This is a genomic window from Pedobacter quisquiliarum (genome assembly GCF_014642175.1).
In the GTDB taxonomy this organism is placed as follows: domain Bacteria; phylum Bacteroidota; class Bacteroidia; order Sphingobacteriales; family Sphingobacteriaceae; genus Pedobacter; species Pedobacter quisquiliarum.
In genome coordinates this window covers 333489-354589 of the sequence record NZ_BMIL01000004.1, presented here as the reverse complement: position 1 = coordinate 354589, position 21101 = coordinate 333489, and the positions used below count along the sequence as shown (strand labels likewise).

The following is a 21101-nucleotide window of genomic DNA, read 5'->3' as shown; positions in this document are numbered from 1 at the left end:
TGTGTTGCCATATTCATGTCGATAGTTTAAAGTTACACTATTGACACAGTTTGTGAAACACCCTCCATAACTACGAACAGTTTTCTACCCTCGGTATCTTTTTCTCGTCTTTTTAGACCATTATCAACTTCTTCAAAGTCATATCCATTAATTTTCATTTCCGTAATATTTTCTCGATGAAGTTTCAACATTTCATAAAATTGCGACTCGAACTGTTGTATTTGATTTTGCCTATTTTGGTTATAGATTTGATCTTGTAGCAAGATCTTATTAGATTTCTGCTCTTTTTCAAAAAACTCTCTTTGTTGTTTATTAGCTTTGTACTGAATATAAAATGCTAAGCCAGTTACAATCACTCCAGACATGGCTATAAATGGATTCATAAGTCCGCTAATAGTATCTCCAATTGGCCCTGTTTTAGAGAAGTCAAAACCATCACTGGCAGCGCTTCTTGTAAGCAAGAAAGGAGCAAGTAAACTTAACAAGATTAGCATAACAGCCGCAAGTAAGAGACAATATATCTTCCAATCCAAGTCGTTATTGGAAGTTCGATCACTTCGCTGGTTCATATGGTGATAAAATAGATAAAGACATAGGCACGTTATAAAAACTAGTACCAAAGAAGTAATGATAATAAAAGTTGTCATAGTTTACTGGTAAGATAGGTTATAATGAAAGTTCCAAGATGATAGTTTGAGTTTGTTAAAGGTAAGAAGTGACTTGTTGTTGCTAACACCTTGTTTAGAGAAAGCAAAAGTTAACTTCTATCGTTGATGATTAGTGTTGTCTTTCATTAGCTACAAGGAAAAGACACTTTTAATCTTCTCGAGACATTATCATCTAATCAGGTTACTGCAAAACTTGACTTGTATGGCTCTATTAACAACTTAAGTTTTTCTTGTTCTCGGTAACTATCAAAGCCGTAATCGTCTAAATATTTCCAAACGTGACACCCGTTTTCCAAGGCAATTTGTAGGTGACGATAGAAATCCTCAGTTTCACCTCTATCTGCATATATCAAAGCTAACGTTCCATCTAAATTTGGATAATTGGCATCTATTGCTTTGGCTTTATTGATGTATTCAATTGCACCATCAAAATTCCGCATTCTTCTTAGAAGCACCGCCATATTGTTATATAACATTGGCACATTGCTGAAACCCAAACGTAAGGCCTCATTGTAATCTGCTTGCGATTCAGCGTACCTTTTAGTTTCTTCCATAAAATAAGCTCTATTATAGTAGGCAATAGCAGACATTGGGTTCAATTCAATCGCCTTTGTTAGAGCTCTTTCAGCTTCCATAAAGGCTTTCTTCTTGGTAAGTACATTTCCCTTGATTGAGTATGGCCACTCATAAGTGGGATTTAGTTCGATTGCTTTTTCAGAATCAGCTAATGCAAGATCTAACTTTCCTAATTGGCTGTATGAATTTGCTCGATTTGAAAGAGCTAAAAAAGACTCTGGACGAAGTTCCAGAGCTCTATTTAGATAAATAAGGGCATCATCATATCGGTAGACATCATTGTATGCAACTGCTAAATTATTTAATGCATTTATATTATTTGGTTGTCTCTCCAAAACCTGCTGATAAATGTTTATCTTAACATTCGCTTTTTTGGAGCTAAAAGCCATATTAAACAACTCTTCAACAGTAATAGTTTCTACTTCTGGCACTTCTATGTTGGGCGGTAGGGGCTTAATAATAGATGGTGGTGCAGCTAACATCGAATTAATAATTTTGTCACTCTTATCCCTTATTTCCTCAATCAAGTTCTTTCCTTTTGATTCCAATTCAGTTAGAAGTTTTTGGACCTCAACATCACCTTTTTCTCTGACTATCTTAGATATATAACCGCTCTCCATCGCTTCTTTAAGTAGACGCTCAATTTCTTTCTTCGCGAATATTTCTGATGTATCTTTAATTAGTTCTTCGACACGTTCTTGGACTGCGCGTTTACCGAAGAAATTGACTGCCCACCCAATTATTGTCAGGAGTACACCTATAAAGAAAAGATATAAATTTAATCTATCTTTAAGATCATCTTCGATCGATTCAACCTTTTCATTTAGCCGGACCTCTAAATTCTTCAAATCTGACCTCAAAATTTCGATTTCTTTTTCTTGAACCGCTAATTTTGCAACTTGTGCTTCTTTCGGTGGTAAATCACTACTTGTCTTTGCAGGTAAAATTTGCGCGATGCTAATTCCATAATTATAAAAAAGTAATAAGAGGAGTAAGAATATTTTTCGTGACATGAGGCGCCCTAAGTTGATTGTGTTTCGATTAGCTTATAGTAGCTTAAAGTTACAAATTAAGCAAGTATGATTAACCTAAAGGTCTTAGATACTTTGACAAAGTTTTCTTGTTTGTTAATCCTGAGCTGTTGTCAGCTTATTTAAATAAATATTTAACATACCAATTATCCAAAATACTATTCAACAATAGAGGGTTTGCAGTGTTTAAAGCTTAGATTAGAGCCAAGCTTTAAAGTCAATGGCTATATCAACCCTTCATCGCAGAAGCTTGAGTAACCTTCTTTAGTGATAATTAAGTGATCCATTACCAAAATATCTAGCAACTTACCGGCTTCAACAAGCTTCTTTGTTAATCGGAGATCCTCAGCACTCGCCTTCAAGTTTTCGCTTGGATGATTGTGTGCTAGTATGATGTAGCTTGCTGCTGCTTTTAGTGCTGCAACAAAGATCAATTTAGGATCAGCGACAGTTCCGGTTATTCCACCTTGCGAGATGTTTATAAATCCTAGCACTCGATTTCCTCTATTTAAGAGTAGCACTTTGAACTCTTCTAAGAGGTTAATTTTATTCAAGTCCCACTGAGCTAGAACTAAATCATAGGCTTCTTTGGAGGTGCTGATTTTAGGTCTATCAGCAATTTTGTAACTAGGCGAGTAAGTAAGGTTTACTTCAGCCACTTCGAAAGATTTGTATTGTACCATAACGTTTTATATTAATTATGGTACTGGATCAAGCTTTGCAAAAGACTAAGCAAAGAGGCAACGGAATAAATGGACTATGTGTGGATTTTGGTGGGTTTATGCCGGAACTTCTTTAGGCGTGTCGAATGGACAAGCTTAAATTTGTACAGTCATTGATATTTACATACTTTTAAATTTACCTTAAAATGATTGTTAGAACCCGATTTTAGTCGTATGAGGTGAAATCCCTATCTTTTACAGAATGACGTCTTAAAATGGTAGATCATCATCGTCACCCTCCGGTTTCTTAACTATTTTCAAGCATTTAAGCATTTCAGGCTTTAGTCCAATGAGGAAATTTTTGTATTCTAATCTGCGTTGAACATCATTATAAAAACTTAATTGTTCAAGGTGAGTATTTAATATGGACTTAAAAGTTTGATTTCTTGTCTTATGTCCATAGCATTTAAAACAGATTCCTGCTTGGACATGTGAAAATTGAGGCAAATATCCATGTCCACCACATCTATAACACACCAGACTGACTGACGTGGATTCATATAGGCTTCCATCTGGTGCTTTCGCTTTTATAGGAATTTTTGTCGTTTCGTGAACCATTCTATGGCAAGAGGGGCAAAGTGTTTGCAATGAGTTTTCAGCAATATCCCAAGGTAAATGATCTTGGACGTAATAGGTGTGATGTATATGGTTGCTCTCGCTGTAATTATTGCATCTTTGACATTGAAATTGATGTCTAAGTAAAACCTTTAATCGAACAATTCTCCATTCAAAACAGTTCAGTAAATCTCCATAAAAGATATCTTCGATTTCTTTAGCTATTAACAAATCACTCAAACTTTGTCGACGATCGAGGTTTTTAATTTCATGAAATATCCAGCTTTCTTCTTCTACCGAAAGTGTATCAGACTGCTTCAGATGATGAACGTCTCTTATTTCTGATAGCTTTTCATTGTTGACAGTCAATTCGTTAATTAGTAATTTGTCCGTATTTATGATTGCCTTACTACTTGGGTTTACGAAGATCGCCAAACAAAAAGCTATTGAAATGACAGAAAAAAAAATGATAGACATATTCTCAAAAGAAAATATGTCTATAAAAAGAAAATTAGATAATTAACATGACTATTTACGAAAGGCAATATTAGTTACAAATTCTTCTACATATGTTTCCAAAAACTAACATTATCCTTTATTCAAATTGGAGTATCTAATGATAATTCATTGCGCATTATTGATGGTACTTATATTACCCTTAATAACTTCAGCTGGAACCATATTGAGTATTAATCCAAATTTAGCTCGTCTGTACCCTCATCATTAAAATATCTTTCCTCTGCTGTAGGATCGATTTCAAAAAGTCTACTATTCTGATCATCCTTGTAACGTTTAATCAATCCCATGTCTGAGAGAAGCACACCTCTTTTTCCAATGAGCTGGTAAGAGCAATCCAATTCTCCAGCAATATGGCCAGGTCTTAACGGTGCCTTTCCAAAGTGTAACGATTGTAAAATTGCAAGTTCTGTTGGTGGAAGAAGTAATTCTGTTTTCACATTTGACAGTTCATTAGCATATTTTTTAGACAAGTTAGTAACCTCAACTGTGCCCTCTTTGCATTCTTTACATAGCATACCATAAAACCTCAAAGCGTCAAGTTGCTCGTAGCTATAACGCTGTTTACACGAATTGCAAATTATTTCTTGATTTTTTTCTAAATAAAATTCGATAATTCTAGAGTAATCAAAAAAGCGTTCTACAAAATATAGCCTAAACTCTCTTTCGCCTTTAGGTCTCCCGAATGTGATTTGATACTTTGAACATAGCCCATGATTAAGTGCTAGCACAACAACCTTTTTACCAGACCGGTCACTCATCTCAAAATACTTAGTCAAAAAGAAATTTAATTCAAGAGTTGAAAATACATTTTCAAGTTCAACAGGTATATGAAAGTGGCTTGTTGGAGGTCTTCCTCCAATTTTGCTCATAACCTTAGATTCATGCCCTCTTAAATCTCGCGCCTTTGTAACAATTGCCTCAAGAAGTTCTTTTAAACTGTATATTGAGGATCTTTCGTTGAACGAATCATGCAAAAACTTACCAATAGAAAAATATGGTTCAATTTTTTCAGTATAAAACCGTTCAGATGCTTCTTGTATAGCAACAATACCAATTTTTTTTCCTCTTATTAGGTGGGAGTCCTGAGTGAAATGCAGAATGTAACCTAATGTGCGTGGGTTAGCCATCGTTGCAAAGAATAAGCTTCTCCAAACTTCAGAATCTTCTTCAAAAAAATCAGATGCCGGCCTATTGCAAAAGTGTCGAAGTCTATTTTCTACCAGTCTTTTTGTGAAATCAATAGCACTATCTTCCATTCTGCTTACGTCGCCCGATCCATAAAGCTTATAAAGATCTAAGTACAATTCGTCAATTTTAGTCTTATCTATTTGGCCATAGTAAATCCTTCCTGGATATGCTGCAACTTTAAATTTAATAAATTCGTTTGACCAATTGTTTAAAGGTGCGAGTAACACATCGACTACAATCTTCATTGTATCTTCCGGCAACTCTGAAAAGTCATCAATTAAAATATGTATATGCCTAATTTTGAGAGCAACAAGGACATTTTTAAGCTTACTAATGAACCCAATTAAATCGAACGATCTTATTAGTATATCAGAGAATTCCGTTTGCGTTTCCAGACTATCTGATTTTTGATTTGTTTTTTCGTAACCAAGGTTTATCTTAGGCGCATTCGATAGTTCAGCACCAAACCCTCGTTTATTTGTTTCTTCTTGATTGGTTTGTCGTTTTTTATCGATGTCTACCTTTTTAATCCCCAGCACACTGATAAATTGCTCATTTGTTGAAGCTATATAAATGTCGTCAAGCATTGTTAATGCATTCTCGATGTCTCCAGAAACAAATTCTTTTGTTCTGACCCAAATGGAACTTTTGATTCTTTCTTTTAACTCGATTTTCACTTCTTCAATAACAGCCTGTAAAAATTGTTTGTAAAGAAGCAATTTCTCCATTGACTCTTTTGATAAACTCAACCCCGAGTTATGTAATCGGGATAATAGTTCGGAATCTGCCTGAGAGGACTCATAGACTGTCTTTATGTCTATGTAAGCAGAAGTTTGGTGCTTCGAACGACGTAATTCACTTTGAAGCCTTTGGAACAAGGTGGATTTGCCGGTTCCTTTTCTCCCAATTAAAAAAGTCGTATGTGCCCGCTTCAAAGTTTCAAAAACTTGTTCCTGAGGTTGGGGGTCTACATATAGTGAATCAATCAAAAGCTTGCCGTCTTCTATATTCATCAACTCAGCTCGTCGATAAAGTTTAAGTGATTGCACAGCTTCTTGAAAGCCATGCAAATCCTTCTTTTTCCAGGTATAATCCGCCATTGTTTGAGGTCATTAGTTTTATGTAGCTAATATAGAAATTATCGCTTATCCCCTTTAGTTTTGACGGTGTTAAACATGGATTTGCAATAATGCATTTTATTTACCTAATATATTAAAATGCTTTTAGCTGTTCATATCATATCTGTCTTTTAAAGCTCACCGCTTGCGAATGGAGCTGTAGGTCTTTGCAGAGGGAATGCGTAGCGTGACTGCAAAGAATGTCCACACAAGAGACTGGCGTGGCCTTTGACTTTGGACAGTGTGATGGACCGTTCAAAGGGCATGACAGTTTCGTGGCCTCCAGCGACCGCAGGTGAGCACATAAAATCAGATAGCTGACTCATTTAAAAGGATTGAACGCAGTAAATGAAATTTTGAAGGAGAGACAAGCTATCATGGAGCAATGAAGTTTGCGGAAAGCATTCATGTATGACAGATGTAACTTTGTGATTGAGGCCAGGCTGAACAAGCCTAGCTGAAATGAACACATCTGGCATTCTTAATGCACCGCTTACGAATGCGGAATACCTTATTTCCGGCGACTTGCTTTGTTCAACACCCACAGGTCTGATGATAGAACGAATTGGAAGCATTGCCCTCTTATAAAGAGCACACACTTCCTGCTGGCAGGGATAAAGACTAAAACTCCCCTTTCTCCTTGTAAGCACCAAAAAGAGAGAGGGGAGTTTTTAGGATTGATAATTTGGGCTTTCTCTTTAAGATCTGAGGTTATTGATATTCTAGAATAATGTCAATAATCCACCCTAACAGCTCATTTCTTATTTCCATTTTTCTTTTAAAATCCGGTTTATCATCTACCCATTTTATGTACAGTTTATAGGTATCAGATTTTAACGTGAAATAGTAGTTATTCTCAAACGGGTATAAGTGAAAACGCCTAAGATTGTCCACAACAAGGTACTGCCCAGCGGCATTGCCTTTCTTGATTTGGTTTTTAAAGAATGTATATTCTTTATATGATGTCTCCCCATATTTCGATAGAACTTTGTTGTTATTTACATGTGGAGCAAATCTCTTGTCTAAGTAACTTTCATCAAATGTAATTTCTTTATCATAAAGCTTAAATTTTAGTGCTTCCTGTGCTTTAATCAGGCTGCTACATGAGAGTATAAAGAAAAGGACGGAAAATAAGCGCATTTTTTTAGCCATTTTAATTGTCTGAATTAATATTAATTGATTGTGTAGTTAGTAAGGATGTATTCATATCCAATGAAAGGTTCATTGGAACCGTAAGTTCCGGCATCGTCAAATATTCTAAATGTTTTTTCAGGAATTTGATTGAAAGCTGAAAGTCCTGCAATGAATGTAAATCCCTCACCTCCTTGCATATCGTCGATATAGCTCATATAATCATCATTGGTAAACACCATTTGGTCGTTATAGAAAAACGTGAACTTTCTGGTTTTTGGATTAATGACAATTTTACTGAATGCCCTACTTACTTCGGAGTATTGAATTTTATTTCCTTCAACTAGTTCTCTTCTATATTGGATGCAGTTACCGGAATAAATCACTAACTTTTCTCTCAAAGGTTCTTCCGCATGCTCTTTAATTGAGGACTGCTGATTGGTGGCTCTTGCGAGCTCAGCCTGATTTTCAGGCTTTTTGCCTTGGGTACAGCCGATTGCTAAGAGAATTGAAATGAATAATGCTGCTGTGTTGAATTTTGCCATTGATTTAGAATACCAATAGCCCTTGTTGGTAAAGTCAGTAAACACAATAAGCGCAGGACTGTAACCTTAATCCGCCTAAGAGGCCCTGAGAAGCCCGTACAACAGATAGGTTACGCCCCACGCTTATCGCGCAAGACGTCACTCTAACTGCCCTTGTTGTACATTGAAATTTCTCAGGTTTCTTAAACAAGAACTTTAGTTAACGCTTATATATTTATAATTTTTTAAGCCTATTTACATCTCTTTTCACTTTTACTTCATCAAAAATAGAAAAGTTTAGTTTATATGCGTACGATTGAAGGCCATATTTGTTCCTCCTTAGCCTTCACTTGTGAAGATTGACACGTATTCAGTTTCTCCCTGGGCTATAGTCCTATACCAATAAGTTAGATGCTCAATGGGTACAAAGTTTATAAATAGTGGGAATTCGGGTTGTGCGGACTGCTCTTTCGCGTGAAGAACACGGAAGATTTCCTGAACCAATGAATTTGCAAGGCAATTACCGAATTTTATCAGTGGTTCTTTACCAAAGTCAAGGTCGATGCAGTAACTTCCATTATTGATGTCCTTGGAAAGTGTGATGTTCCAAAAGTAACAAAGAAACTCCTTAATCAAATTTGAGTTAAGTTCGTTTTTGGAATGGTCCATTGTACAATAGCTTTTGAACTCTGTTGTTGATTGGTCTTTTAGAAGGTTAATAGCTTTAGCGACGATAAGCTCATATGTGCGTTCGACTAATTCGTCAGCATCTGACGGATTTAATGTTTGTGCGGAATTCTCCTGTTTCAAAGTTTTCATGTTTTTGATTTGGTTAAGTAAACTTGATTGGAAATCTGCCCTCTTAAGGATGAGGGAAAGTTTTTCACTTCGAATGAGAGGAGGGGGGTGTTTTCTTAAGTACCCTTGCGTAAAAAAAACACAAATTTTTTTATCGATGCCTCTGAGCTTGCCTCTATTTTTACGAGGGGCAACAAATGAAAAAAGCACCAATTTACTGGTGCTTTTAATATCCAAGATTATTTTGAAGCCTTTAAAAAGAGAATATCATCCTTAATTTGGATATCAGGGTATTTGAAGTATTTTGATAATTTTCATAATCTTCTCTCCGCTTGCATTTGATGAACGCGATGTCGCATAGTAAAGTTTTATGTCGCTCACTTTAGCTGACCGTTTTAAGTTGTGCTTGATGTAAAAAATATTCAAGTCTAGCTTGATTCGTGATTCAAGAGGCTTTTCTCCTACCTTATATAGTGCTTGAATATCAATCACCAAGGCAGGATTAAACCGACTCTCTAAACTTTTCTTCCTTTTACATTCCGTGTCAATTTTGGATTTGTTGAATTCGAGCTCTTGTAATTTAGAAAATCCTAAAGTCTCATAATAGTCAGTGATAGCAGGGTACAACTTTTTAATACTGTCATTAGATCTACCAAGATTGAATTGTAAAGTTTCTGGATTCCGAGGGATGTTGTTGGCATCTAATATTTCGGATATATTCTTTATAAGAGCAGAACTAGTAGCTTTTAAACTTAATGATATCAATTGACGATCACAAACAGTGTAAAATTTTGACTCCAAACTTGGCCTAAAATAGTTACTAAGTTTGTAAGCATGATGAAACCTTTTTGAATCATGATAGTAGCTTTTGACCTGTTCATCTAATATAAAGCCGTCTACTAGATAGGTGTTTAAACTATTACTGCCATCCTTAATAAGTGGATGGATAAATGAAGACTTAATTGCTGGTAATAACATAGCTTTCTCACCTTCCTCGGTTGCAGCTTGGTACTGGTCTATCCAGCCATTGTAAACCTTTAATCCATTCTTCAAAAAGCTCAAAGCCTCTTTTTCTTTGTGCCACGTTAGAGTGCTGTTAAAATTCGAAATATGATGAATGCTTTTTACACCACATCTAAATCTTCCTGCGATTTGAACAGAGTCAGAATAAGGATCTAGCATTGTATAGGAGTTTCTTAGGACGTCAGTTGCAAATAGAAGAACCGGTTGCACACTTAAGTCTATATCTACCGCATTATAAAACCTCGACGTCAAAAAATTGTATTTTGCATATGCTCCCAAATTCGTGTAAACGTTATCTAATCCTGAGTCTTTTAGTTTCGTTTTACTGGTCTCTGCGCAAAACACCTTGCTATCTTGTTCTATCTGGAGTAGAGTAATAATCGCATGGATTAAATCTGCACTGTTTACAAAGATGAAGAAGCAGTCTGTTGAATGCTTTTCAATTTCATCCTGTACGGCTGCAACTATATTGTTTGTTTCAACCAATACTACTTGTTGTTTAAACCTGAACTTGGGTTTAATATAAATTCTTTTAAAGCCTTGTTCTTGAAATCTTTTGTCTGAAGGTACGATTGCAGTTGCTGAGATCATCGCCTTGTTCTTAAAAAGAAAGAAATCATCTATCGGCTTTAGCAATGCCCGTCTGTAATCAGATTCGGTAATGATTTTATCACATTCGTCAAGTAGCATGAAGAAGTCCGTAAATAGGTCAAAATGGTCCTGCTCAACAAATGCAGGTTTTACTTTTGCCATATAAGCTTCAGGTGTACAAAGAATCTTCTTGTATTTTATATCCCCAGCGAGGTAAGCGGAAATGTCTTCTTTAGTCACGCCCTCATAAACCGTTAATATATTAGGATACTTTCTAAGGCCATTTTCATCTCGAGCTTCCTGTTTACCCTTAAGCACAGGAGTATTCGGTACGATAATGATTGAATGGCGTTTATAGATTTTAGCCTCACCGTGTGTGGCCCCTATGCCACACAGCTTCTTAAAGATAATAGTATTAGAAGGTGTTCCTTCTTTAAACATTGGCGTTTCACTTAATTTTTGATTTGCCAGTAGTGGGAGATTTATCCTTTCCATCTTAATAATCTCCTAAATCGTTTAAGTCCTCATTTAAGTCATCTTCCGAAGGCTCTTCTAATAAGGCAGCCACGTTCAGCTTGTAACCACTTTCTACGAACATGGTATTCATTATTTTTAACTTTTCAGAAGTGCTAATAATGACGTCGTACTTAATGATAAAAAGAGGAAACTCAGGAAACCATGTTGTTGACGAAACATTTATTTCTCTACCAATGATGTTGGTGGTATCTAAAGGATCACATCCAACTTTGAAGGACTCCAATTGGATTGTGAAAACCTCGTCTGAGTAACTATCGTTAAGTGAATCCCTCCAATTTGCAGTAGCCATCTGAGCGGGCTTACCGTAGCAGGTCCCTTGATAGGTTGAGATAATTTTGTAAATCCCTTTGCGTGGGTCAAACTGACCTCTTCCTGGTGTTTGGTTAGCTTCATATTGAGCTAAAACATCTTTGTTTTGTAACATCTATTTTTAGTTTAGAATCAGGCTTTATTGCCTGATGTGTTACAAATGTGCAAAGGCGCAGAGGCGTCCGGGGCAATATAAGATGGTAGGTTTGAAGACCTTTTATTGCCTTGATTATGAGGGTCTTATTTTAGATAATTTCTAAGTAGAGCATGTATATAATCCTTCGGTTCAGATGTTATTTTCATTCGATCCACATATCCAAATAGTTCAAACATGTCAAAGAACAAAGTAGCATGTGTGTTAGCAAGGAGTACCCCATCTGGAGTAGTGAGGTTTGTGTGTTCATTTAAGTAGGCCCTTAAGTGGATGCAGATTTTAGCTAAGTATTTCTTGTATGTTGGCTTTCTTAGATTCAGCTTTGATGCGGTTTCTAGATTTTCAAGTGTAAGGGGTTTATTATGGAAATCCTGACCAAAAAGATGCAGCTGTATCTTCTCTCCGAAAATATCAAACGGAAATTTTTGTGCTTCAATAGCTTCGTAAATGAGTTGACACATCCATTTAGCTATTCCTTCGTCTTTAATGGATGCGGTGCTTGTTATAGATTTTGCAACGAGACTGAATGCCTGATTAGGCTTGGCTGATTTGAAAGCAAGTAGGAACTGCGCTACTTCTTTGGACGTTTGAGTATCTATATAATCCTGATCTAACAAATCCTTTATTGCCATAAACTCATCATCCAAAGTGATTAAAATGAAGTACAACTCGTTTATATGTTCTTGAAGGTCGTACCCATCTAATATGGTGAAGAGTTGGTTGTAGATCCTAATATATCTACTATCCTCATATTCCCATTCGAAATTGAACCAATAACCACCTTTTTGCTTAATGGCTGCTTTCTGCTCTTCGGTGATGTTCGGGAAATATGTTTTAAGTCTATCGAAGTTTAAGTCGAGTTTCAGTTCTTTTAAAGTCAAGGCGGATCAGTTTATCCTCCGATAAAGATATTCTTCTGATCAGAATAGTTGGAATGTGTATGTGGTTATTTTGAGGCATATCCAAAAAATGCATTATTCTCTCTATTTAAGGGCCCTGTATAATTCCTGGATATTGAATTATGAAGTAAAGCTGATTGAAGTATGTTTGGAGGTGGAGTAACTTCGACCGTAAAAACCTCTTTTTTTATGAGGGGCAAAGCTTCAGTATCTGCGCCAACAGATGCGCCAAATTGCAGTTTGAATTACTGAGTAAAAGAAGGATTCAGTATCTTTATGGAAATAACAAATTGTTTATCCAATTGGTTGTATAACTCAATTACTATAAAAATAGTGCTTCAAAACGCTAAAAACCCGTATAACGCAAAAAAGCTCCAGATTTCTCTGAAGCTTTTTCGTGGTGCGAGCTGGGATCGAACCAGCGACACAAGGATTTTCAGTCCTTTGCTCTACCGACTGAGCTATCGCACCTTTTACCGTCTATCTTACTAAACGTTCCCTCGGTTGGGGATTGCAAATGTAGCTTCTTTTTTTTACTCACCAAATCTTTTTATAAACTATTTCAACACACACCCCTAAATACCTGATTTCCTGCAAGAAAAATTTAATCCCAGAAAACATCTTTTTTCCCAAACAGAATTAATTTAAAAACTATTATGCATGCATAGGAATATTCTCCACACAATTTATTTACCTTAGCACAACTAAATAGAAATCTAGCGTAATGGTCTTACAAATCCTCTTTATTGCATTCGTCATCGCTGCAATAGCCTTATTTAGCTTCAACTTCAAGAAAGTTATCCGCAACATCCGCCTTGGCCGCCCCGTAGATCGTTTCGACCGCCCAGGCGAACGCCTCAAAGTCATGCTTAAAGTTGCTTTCGGACAAACCAAGATGGTTGCCCGTCCAATTCCCGCCATCCTGCACTTTTTCGTTTATGCTGGTTTCATCATCATCAACATCGAAGTACTGGAAATCATGATCGACGGGATCTTCGGTACACACCGGGTATTCTCCGGATTGGGTGGTTTCTACAACTTCCTGATCGGTTCCTTCGAAATCCTTGCCTTTACTGTACTCGCATCCTGCGTGATCTTCCTCATCCGCAGACATGTGCTAAAAATAAAACGCTTCCGTGGCGTCGAAATGACCGAATGGCCAAAGTCGGATGCCAACTATATCCTCATCACAGAAATCCTATTGATGTCTGCGTTCTTAATCATGAATGCCGCAGATGCAAAACTGCAAGCCATGGGAGCAGGTCACTATACCGTTGGTGGCGCCTTCCCCATCAGCCAGTTCCTGCAAGGCATGTTGCCGGAATCAGAATCCAGCCTTATCGCCATTGAACGTGGCTGCTGGTGGTTCCACATCATCGGAATCTTCGCATTCCTGAACTACCTGCCCTACTCGAAACACTTCCACATCATGCTGGCTTTCCCGAATACCTATTTCTCTTATCTGAAGCCAAAGGGCGAATTCACCAACATGCAGACTGTAACCAATGAGGTGAAAGCCATGTTAGATCCTTCCTTCACCCCGCCTGAAGCAGAAGCAAGCAGGTTCGGTGCTAAAGATGTAAAAGACTTGCACTGGGCAAACCTGCTGAATGCATATACCTGCACGGAGTGCGGAAGATGCACCGATGCCTGCCCTGCAAACATCACCGGCAAACTACTATCTCCAAGAAAGATCATGATGGATACCCGCGACAGGCTAACCGAAGTTGGTAAAAACATCGACAAACATGGTGCTGACTACGATGATGGCAAATCCCTACTGGATGATTACGTAAGTCGTGAAGAAATCTGGGCTTGTACCAGTTGTAATGCCTGTACCCAAGCCTGCCCTGTTAACATCGACCCACTGGGTATTATCGTTGAAATGAGAAGATACATCGTGATGGAAGAATCCCAGGCGCCTGGAAGTTTGAACACCATGATGGGTAACCTTGAAAATAATGGGGCACCATGGAAATACTCTCCTGCCGACCGCTTTAACTGGGCGAACAAAAACTAACAAAATTACTAACCTATATTTGCGTCAAAGATGACTGAGCAATTGAATTTTGAAGTGCCTACAATGGCTGATCTTATCGCCCGTGGTGAAGAGCCAGAAATCCTGTTCTGGGTAGGCTGTTTCGGCAGCTACGATGAACGTGCCCAAAGAACAACCCGCGATATCTGTAAGATCCTGCACCATGTAGGTATAAAATATGCCGTACTGGGTACGGAAGAAAGCTGCACTGGAGACCCTGCAAAACGCGCAGGCAATGAATTCCTGTTCCAGATGCAGGCCATGACCAACATTGAAGTGCTCAATGGTTACAACATCAAAAAGATTGTTACCGGATGTCCGCATTGCTTCAACACCATCAAAAATGAATATCCTGGATTAGGCGGCAACTACGAAGTGATCCACCATTCGCAGCTTATTCAGCAGCTTATCGATGAAGGTAAACTCAGAGCTGAAGGTGGCGAAAGCTTCAAAGGCAAAAAGATTACCTTCCACGACCCTTGCTATTTAGGTCGCGGTAATGGCATCTATGAAGCCCCTCGCGCAGCATTAGAGATGCTTGATGCACAGTTGGTGGAAATGAAACGCTGTAAGGTAAATGGACTTTGCTGTGGCGCCGGTGGTGCACAGATGTTTAAAGAGCCTGAACCAGGTAAAAAAGACATCAACGTAGAACGTGTAGAAGAAGCCCTTGCATTAAACCCGCAGATCGTTGCGACCTCATGCCCATTCTGTATGACCATGCTTAACGATGGTGTTAAATTCAAAGACCAGAACGAAAATGTAGATGTCCTTGACATCGCAGAAATCACCGTAAGAGCGAATGGATTGTAACGATCTATACATCACCTCCCTGAATTCCGGTAGTAACGGCAATTGTTACTACGTGGGCAACAGCGAAGAAGCCGTGCTCATAGATGCTGGAATTTCATGTCGTGAAATAGAGAAACGCATGCTGCGCCTTAACCTCTCCATGAAGAAGGTTAAGGCGCTTTTCATTTCCCATGAGCATTCCGATCATATCAAAGGGGTTTGTAGCCTGGCCAAGAAGTACCAGTTGCCGGTTTACATCACTTCCGGGACCTTGCGCAACTGCAAGTTCGATCTTGATCCGGCGCTGATTAGAAACCTCAGCAGCCACAGTAAAACGCAAGTCGGCAGACTCCTGGTAACGGCTTTCCCGAAAATACACGACGCCATCGAGCCGCATAGCTTTATGGTTTCCTGCGGAAACACACACGTCGGCGTATTCACCGATCTGGGTGCGGTATGTGGAGAACTCACCAAATACTTCAAGCTTTGCCACGCCGCTTTCCTGGAAGCCAACTACGATGAGCAAATGCTGAATAGTGGCGCTTACCCATACTTCCTCAAACAACGCATCTGTGGTGGTCGCGGTCACCTTTCCAACAGACAAGCGCTGGAACTGTTCAACACCCACCGGGCACCGCATTTAAGTCACCTGCTGCTGTCGCACCTCAGCAAGGACAACAACGACCCGCAGCTGGTTAAAGCTATGTTTGATGGTCATGCCCGCGGTACAGAAGTTATTGTGGCTTCACGCCACGAAGAGACAGCCGTGTTTGTTGTTTCTGCAAAGTCGACCGCAGTGACGCAAAACGCTCCGCGAGGTTATTCAGGTCCTCAGCTTCAACTTGCTTTAGGGGTATAATCATAAAGCTCGCCATACTATCCACGTCCCCTCCTCGGTCCTTATAAGTCTGCACAATCACATCATCCGCTTTCGTACGCAGGTAAAGCAGTCCCCGTTCCGGACGCCCGAAGAAATCAGCATCTTTATATTTCAGAAAGTTAAACGCGAAATATTCAATTTTGCCGTTCTTAAAGTATCGTTTGTACCTGCAAAAGCCGAAAGTGGTGACACTTAGCTCGTAACGGTTAACTTGTCCCGCGGCGAAACTTCCATCATAATGTGCAACTAGTTGATTTTCTAAAAAAATGGAATCTTCTTCAAGCGGATCAGCAACAAAAAATGCAGAAAGGATGAAAAATAAAGTGGCTACATTAAAAAAGCACCACATTTTCCTAATTGGTGTAAACTTTTTCATCATAATGCTTATTAATCATTGTAATTTAAATAAAATACTAAATTTGCGTTATGAGTTTTTCTCCACAATCTAGAGTTTGGGTTTATCAAAGTAACCGGGAATTCAGTGCTTCGGAAGTCACAGAGATCCAGGAAAAGCTGAACGCATTTACCGCACAGTGGCAGGCCCACGGACATCAGTTGAAAGCTAAAGCGGAAATCATTCATAATTTCTTTATTGTGATTACCGTAGATGAAACAGCTTCCAACGTTACTGGATGTTCTATTGATGCATCTGTCCGTGTGCTAAAGGAAATTGAGACACAGTACAACCTCGATCTGTTCAACAGGTTTAACATGGCTTACATGGTAGACAATAAAGTATTTTCATTAAACAAGGAAGACTTTGAAACGCTGGTGAGCATCAAGAAAATCACGCCTGACACCATTGTATTTAACAATATGGTGCAAACACTTGAAGAATTTGAAACCAAGTGGCAGGTACCTTTTGCACAAAGCTGGCACAACACCGTGTTTTCACACCTGTTCTAAAGCACTACTTGTAGATCTCAACGCTGATTTTACCATCAGCCGTTACCGTTCCCCTGTACATGCCTGCAGTGTTAAACTCCATGGCAACGTGCCCGTTTTTGTCCAATGCAATCAAGCCGCCATCACCGCCCAGCTTACCCATTTTCGCAATGACCTGCTTAGAAGCCTGCTCAACGGATAACTTCTGGTACTCCATCATGGCAGAGAGATCATACGCCAGTACCGTGCGGATGTAATACTCACCCCAGCCCGTACCAGAAACCCCAGCCGTAGCATTGTTCGCATAAGTGCCTGCGCCAATAATGGGTGCATCTCCAATCCTTCCGTACCGCTTGTTCGTCATACCGCCAGTGGAGGTCCCGGCAGCCAGGTTCCCAGCATTATCCAGCGCCACAGCACCAACTGTTCCAAATTTAAAGTCACGGTTTATGGTTCCAAGTTTTAAAGCTTTCTTATCATGGTCCAGCACCGTCTTCATGGAATCCTGTTTCAGCGCCTGCTGCAAGCCTTTCCAACGATCCTCCGTGTAAAAGTAAGACGGATCAACGATCGTCAGCCCCGCCTGTTTGGCAAAATCCTCTGCACCTTTACCGGCCATCATCACATGTTCCGACTTATCCATAACCGCCCTTGCCGCGGAAATTGGATTACGAATCACCGTTACCCCAGCAATGGCTCCGGCTTTCAGCGTCTTGCCATCCATAATGGCGGCATCCATTTCGTTCTTGCCTTCATGGGTAAATACAGCCCCTTTGCCGGCATTGAACAAAGGTGAGTCTTCCAACACGTGAATTGCAACTTCTACCGCGTCAAGGCTTGATTTACCGCTCTTTAGCGCATCATAGCCCGTTTGTAGTGCCTTAGTCATTGCAGCCCGATAAGCCACTTCCTTCTCTGCAGTCATATTCTTCTTCAGAATGGTACCTGCACCGCCATGCATTACCAGCACGTATTTGGTGTTTTTATCCTGCGCAAACGCAGATCCTGCAACAGACAACAGCAGGATCAAACTTAATTTCTTTAGGTTCATAATAATGGATGATGGTAATTTATTGGATCTGCTTGTATTCCAAAGGTAAGCTACGCATATTCCGCAATATTAACTGTTGTTTATGCCTGATGTATCTTGTTGGTTTAGATGGTGTCCAGCGCCGTGGGTTCGGGAAACAAGCCGCAATCATGGCTGCTTGCGAACGGGTCAGTTTAGTGCTGGATTTATGGTAGTACGCCTGTGCAGCTGCTTCTGCGCCATAGATTCCATCGCCCATTTCAATTACATTTAAATAGACTTCCAGAATCCTTTCTTTACTCCAAAGGATTTCGATCAATAGGGTGAAATATGCTTCAAAGCCCTTTCTTAGCCAGGAGCGGCCCGGCCACAGGAAAACGTTTTTAGCGGTTTGCTGCGTAATGGTGCTGCCACCTTTAATGTTTTTACCATGCTCATTGTGTTTCAATGCATTGCTGATCGCCTTAACATCAAAACCCATGTGCTTTAGGAATTTCTGATCCTCCGCACACACCGCAGCAAGTTTCATGTTCTTAGAGATGTCCTCAAAATCGACCCAGTCCTTCTCCAGCTTAAAGGTTTTGCCTTCCGCTTTCCGCTCAATGTTGCGGGTAATCATCAACAACGTAATCGGAGGATTTATGAAACGATAGGCAAGTACCCAGAAGAACGAAGCCAGTAAGAACCAGATTAAGATTCTGGATATGATGCCTGTTATTTTATGTAGCAGATTATTCCCCGTTTTACCTTTAGCCATTCGTTTCTTTGCCATCTGTTCAAAGGTAGATAAAAACTTTTCCCGCCAAAATTGTTTACTTTTATCGACTGAAAATTACACACATAATTCGCTCAAATGAAATTCAAAGCATCCAGACTCTCAGAAGGCAACAAGGTGTTCCCTGCAGAGATCAACTTAGAGGAAAACAACATCGAGATTAAAATTCCTGGGCTATTCCGTGGAGACTCCAAATACCTGAACTACCAGGACATCACTTCCATCGAGGTAGATAGCCCGATGATCGGCTTTTGCACACTAAGATTGTTCCTGAACGGAAACAAGGTTGAGGTGAAAGGCTTCAGCAAAAGTGACGTCAAAGAGATTCGCAGAATCATTGACGAGAAAAGAAGCGCCTTGCGGAGGTAGAAGCACTTACAGCCTAACCCGCATCACGTTTACCGAGTATGGATTCATAGGAAGATCAATGGTTTTGTTCCTGATGGCCACCTGGCTGATAACCGGCGCAATTGCATCCGGACGCTCGAAGGAGTTTACCAGATCCAGGTCGTCACTACTAAGCACCGTCAGCGTTCCTTTACCGTTGATCTTCGACAATCCCTCCAGCTCAAAAGTACCATGCTGCTTTTTAGGAGATGAATTTACCACCTTCAAAATAAGCTCATTGGTCTCCCTGTCGATCGTAGCAGAAGCATAAAGTTCCTGTTGACCACTCACCGCTTTATCACCTGCCAATACCGGAACAACGTCTGTCCCCCGATTGGTAGAAAACAGTTTCTGAACATGGTAGTTCGCGGTACCATAAGAACGAAGATTATCTACCCAGATCAAATCCGGTGTCCATTGCCAGCCTTCCGCATGGGCGAATAATGGCGCATAAGAAGCCATCTCCACAACATCAGCATTGCGTTCCAGCCCGGTCATAAATGCAGCCTCCGCCATCGCACAAAGCCAATTGTTCTTGTTCTCCGGACTTGCTGTTTTTACACTTTGTGCAGCATACTCCCCTGCAAAGATTTTAGGTCCCTTACGGTCATAATTATCATAGCGGGCGGCATTCTCCAAAAACCACTTCGGATTTTGATAGTAATGTTCATCAATAATATCTGCCTTTGCTGAGCGCAGATGCTTGTCTAACAAATCAAACCGCTCACCTACAGGATCAGTTCCCGAGCTGTTTACAATCCGTATCTCCGGGTACTTTTCTTTAATCGCTTTTGTAAACAGCGCCAGGCGCTCCAGGTATTGGACGCCCCAGTTTTCATTTCCAATGCCGATCATGGTCATGTTGAAAGGCTCAGGGTGCCCCATCTCCGCACGCTTTTTACCCCATTCAGAATTGGCCGGCCCATTGGCGAATTCGATAAGATCCAGTGCATCCTGTATATAGGGGCCCAACAGTTCAAGTGGAACAACCTCTGCCGTATTGAATTGACAGGCCATACCCGCATTTAATATTGGTAAAGGTGCTGCACCAATGTCTTCACACAGTTGGAAATATTCGTAAAAGCCCAATCCAAAGGACTGGAAATAATCCGGCGTGGGCCGGTGTTTAAATTCTGTGTTCCAGCGGTTGATCAGCATTTGCCGGTTCTCAATCGGTCCGATGGTTTTCTTCCATTGAAAGCGCTCATCCAGTGTACGACCTTCTACGATACAACCGCCAGGAAATCGAAGGAACCCAGGGTTCATATCCGCCAGGAGCTTAACCATGTCACTGCGAAGGCCGTTCTCCCGGTTCTTCCAGGTATCCTGCGGAAACAGCGATATCATATCCAGATCAAGCGTACCCGCATCTTTCAGCAACACGTCGAGCCGCGCTTTCTCTACCGTCGCTGCAGCCGTAAAACTCAGCTTGTACTTTTTCCATTCCTCACCTTCCGGCTTTATAGATCCGGATCCAATGACAGCACCTTTTTCGCCGATCATCTCAATGACCAAACTTGCACTACCCCCTTTAGGCTGACGCGCCAAGAGAGAAAAATTGTATTGCATGCCCTTCTTGATGCCCATGCCGCGGAAGCCAACATTGGAAAGCCCGTAGCGTCCTTTGGTCGACGTTAAGCTGATGTAGCGCCTGTTTGCCTGATTTGTAGTCCCGCGGTTTAGCATCAGGTAATGACCAGCTGCCGCCTCATCCTTTTGCTCCTTCCAGCCCATCATCGGCAGATCCAGCTCAAAGGAACGGTTCAATACAAGCTCCGCATACAGCCCTCCATCTGCACCAAGATTAATATCTTCAAAGAAGAGCCCCCACATGGATGGGGACACCTTTGCTTTTACCTCATTTGTTTTAATCACGAAAACCTTTGGGTCCTGCGCACATGCGAGTTGCGTCGACGAAAAAAGTAGTAAGGTCGCGACAGCCAATATTTGCCTATTCATTTTCAACAGCAT

The 21101-nt window shown here is 40.1% G+C and carries 19 protein-coding genes and 1 tRNA gene; 5 read left to right on the top strand and 15 right to left on the bottom strand.

Annotated features, from left to right (window positions below; all coding sequences use genetic code 11):
* Positions 1-32: 32 nt before the first annotated feature.
* The 12 genes from IEW69_RS08215 to IEW69_RS08160 form a co-directional block, all read right to left on the bottom strand.
* On the bottom strand, positions 33-533 hold the full coding sequence (locus IEW69_RS08215; protein ID WP_188626351.1) for a hypothetical protein: 501 nt from the start codon (positions 531-533) through the stop codon (positions 33-35).
* Between the two features lie 311 nt (positions 534-844).
* Positions 845-2257, bottom strand: a complete 1413-nt coding sequence (locus IEW69_RS08210) for a tetratricopeptide repeat protein (protein ID WP_188626350.1) — start codon at positions 2255-2257, stop codon at positions 845-847.
* 242 nt (positions 2258-2499) lie between these two features.
* Positions 2500-2958: a JAB domain-containing protein gene (locus tag IEW69_RS08205; RefSeq protein WP_188626349.1), complete on the bottom strand. Its 459-nt coding sequence runs from the start codon at positions 2956-2958 to the stop codon at positions 2500-2502.
* A 249-nt stretch (positions 2959-3207) separates the two neighbouring features.
* A complete protein-coding gene (locus IEW69_RS08200) occupies positions 3208-4029 on the bottom strand; it encodes an HNH endonuclease (RefSeq protein ID WP_188626348.1) in 822 nt (273 codons plus the stop codon).
* A 212-nt stretch (positions 4030-4241) separates the two neighbouring features.
* Positions 4242-6359, bottom strand: coding sequence for a hypothetical protein (locus IEW69_RS08195; protein WP_188626347.1), 2118 nt, complete (start codon positions 6357-6359; stop codon positions 4242-4244).
* 729 nt (positions 6360-7088) lie between these two features.
* Positions 7089-7529 carry a hypothetical protein gene (locus IEW69_RS08190; protein ID WP_188626346.1) on the bottom strand — a complete coding sequence of 147 codons (441 nt, stop codon included), beginning with the start codon at positions 7527-7529 and terminating at the stop codon, positions 7089-7091.
* A 20-nt stretch (positions 7530-7549) separates the two neighbouring features.
* Positions 7550-8053 (bottom strand): hypothetical protein, encoded by a 504-nt coding sequence (locus IEW69_RS08185; protein WP_188626345.1) that lies wholly within the window; start codon positions 8051-8053, stop codon positions 7550-7552.
* Between the two features lie 318 nt (positions 8054-8371).
* Positions 8372-9067 carry a hypothetical protein gene (locus IEW69_RS08180; RefSeq protein ID WP_188626344.1) on the bottom strand — a complete coding sequence of 232 codons (696 nt, stop codon included), beginning with the start codon at positions 9065-9067 and terminating at the stop codon, positions 8372-8374.
* 48 nt (positions 9068-9115) lie between these two features.
* Positions 9116-10939, bottom strand: a complete 1824-nt coding sequence (locus IEW69_RS08175) for a hypothetical protein (protein ID WP_188626343.1) — start codon at positions 10937-10939, stop codon at positions 9116-9118.
* 1 nt (position 10940) lies between these two features.
* On the bottom strand, positions 10941-11405 hold the full coding sequence (locus IEW69_RS08170; protein WP_188626342.1) for a hypothetical protein: 465 nt from the start codon (positions 11403-11405) through the stop codon (positions 10941-10943).
* 125 nt (positions 11406-11530) lie between these two features.
* Positions 11531-12325: a hypothetical protein gene (locus IEW69_RS08165; protein ID WP_188626341.1), complete on the bottom strand. Its 795-nt coding sequence runs from the start codon at positions 12323-12325 to the stop codon at positions 11531-11533.
* Positions 12326-12741: 416 nt separating this feature from the next.
* A tRNA-Phe gene (locus IEW69_RS08160) sits at positions 12742-12814 on the bottom strand.
* Positions 12815-13067: 253 nt separating this feature from the next.
* Between IEW69_RS08160 and IEW69_RS08155 the strand changes: the two genes are divergently transcribed.
* From IEW69_RS08155 to IEW69_RS08140, 4 genes are all read left to right on the top strand, one after another.
* On the top strand, positions 13068-14363 hold the full coding sequence (locus tag IEW69_RS08155) for a 4Fe-4S dicluster domain-containing protein (RefSeq protein WP_188626340.1): 1296 nt from the start codon (positions 13068-13070) through the stop codon (positions 14361-14363).
* Between the two features lie 30 nt (positions 14364-14393).
* Entirely contained in the window at positions 14394-15194 is an 801-nt protein-coding gene (locus IEW69_RS08150; protein WP_188626339.1) for a (Fe-S)-binding protein, read from the top strand.
* Positions 15184-16032, top strand: a complete 849-nt coding sequence (locus IEW69_RS08145) for an MBL fold metallo-hydrolase (protein WP_188626338.1) — start codon at positions 15184-15186, stop codon at positions 16030-16032. Before IEW69_RS08150 ends, IEW69_RS08145 begins: the two co-directional genes overlap by 11 nt.
* Before the next feature lie 447 nt (positions 16033-16479).
* Positions 16480-16959, top strand: coding sequence for an ABC transporter ATPase (locus tag IEW69_RS08140; protein ID WP_188626337.1), 480 nt, complete (start codon positions 16480-16482; stop codon positions 16957-16959).
* A 4-nt stretch (positions 16960-16963) separates the two neighbouring features.
* On the opposite strand, the gene IEW69_RS08135 is transcribed toward IEW69_RS08140, so the two are convergent.
* Complete coding sequence (locus IEW69_RS08135) at positions 16964-17989, bottom strand: isoaspartyl peptidase/L-asparaginase family protein (protein ID WP_188626336.1); 1026 nt, start codon at positions 17987-17989, stop codon at positions 16964-16966.
* A gap of 19 nt (positions 17990-18008) precedes the next feature.
* On the bottom strand, positions 18009-18740 hold the full coding sequence (mtgA, locus tag IEW69_RS08130; RefSeq protein ID WP_188626335.1) for a monofunctional biosynthetic peptidoglycan transglycosylase: 732 nt from the start codon (positions 18738-18740) through the stop codon (positions 18009-18011).
* 81 nt (positions 18741-18821) lie between these two features.
* On the opposite strand from mtgA, the gene IEW69_RS08125 reads away from it, so the two are divergent.
* Complete coding sequence (locus IEW69_RS08125) at positions 18822-19112, top strand: PH domain-containing protein (RefSeq protein WP_188626334.1); 291 nt, start codon at positions 18822-18824, stop codon at positions 19110-19112.
* A gap of 6 nt (positions 19113-19118) precedes the next feature.
* On the opposite strand, the gene IEW69_RS08120 is transcribed toward IEW69_RS08125, so the two are convergent.
* Complete coding sequence (locus tag IEW69_RS08120; RefSeq protein WP_188626333.1) at positions 19119-21089, bottom strand: alpha-L-arabinofuranosidase family protein; 1971 nt, start codon at positions 21087-21089, stop codon at positions 19119-19121.
* Between the last annotated feature and the right edge of the window lie 12 nt (positions 21090-21101).